Origin of the sequence: uncultured Aquimarina sp. (assembly GCF_947492965.1) — a bacterium.
Lineage (GTDB): Bacteria > Bacteroidota > Bacteroidia > Flavobacteriales > Flavobacteriaceae > Aquimarina.
In genome coordinates this window covers 1-916 of the sequence record NZ_CANLOZ010000030.1, presented here as the reverse complement: position 1 = coordinate 916, position 916 = coordinate 1, and the positions used below count along the sequence as shown (strand labels likewise).

The following is a 916-nucleotide window of genomic DNA, read 5'->3' as shown; positions in this document are numbered from 1 at the left end:
CCAGGAGCTACCAATAAAGATTTAGTAATAGCTAATGCTACCGCGGTAGATGCAGGCGTATATCATTTTACAGCAACCAATAACATCGTAACTGGTCTTACCTTAGAAAGAAACCCAATTAATTTAACCGTAGAGGGTGATACTTGTGGGGTTTCTGATGCGCAAAAACAGGCATTAATCGATTTATATAACAGTACAGATGGAGCTAATTGGACGGATAATACCAATTGGTTAACAGATGCTCCTGTATGTGATTGGTATGGTGTGGCGGTAGTTAATGGAAAGGTTGTTAGTATCTCTCTTAGTCTTAATAATCTTAAAGGAACTTTACCTACTAGTTTGAATAGCTTAACAAGTCTTTCATCATTGTATTTGCAGAATAACCTTTTAGAAGGTAATATACCTCAAGAGATAGGAGAATTAAGTAGTTTACGTTTTCTTATTTTGCATTCAAATAATTTTTCTGGCAGTATCCCGCCGCAATTGGGAAATCTTACAAGTTTATTGGATCTAATTCTCTATTCGAATAATCTTACGGGTCCAATCCCTTCTGAATTAGGACAACTTTCTAGCCTTAGAGATCTAAATTTATTTAGAAATAATTTATCTGGTACTATCCCAAGTGAATTAGGGAACTTATCAGGCACATTATTTAGGATCAATGTATCTCAGAACCAATATTTAAGTGGTAAAATACCATCATCTTTATTAAATCTTTCAGGATTACAGATTTTAAGATATAATAATAATAGTTTTGTTTTTTCAGACATCGAAGACGATTTTGATAGCTTTAGTAGCAAGTTACAAACGTATGCTTATGCTCCTCAAGCCAAAGTAGACGAAACCGAAACAGTATCTGTAACAGAGAATGGTTCTATAACCTTAAGCAGTACTGCGCTAACGAGTGCTAATAATA

The 916-nt window shown here is 34.4% G+C and carries 1 protein-coding gene; it reads left to right on the top strand.

Translation table 11 applies throughout. The annotated features are described in order from the left end of the window. Positions 1 to 916: hypothetical protein (locus tag Q1B37_RS24180; protein WP_299903343.1), on the top strand; the 916-nt coding region annotated here is incomplete at both ends.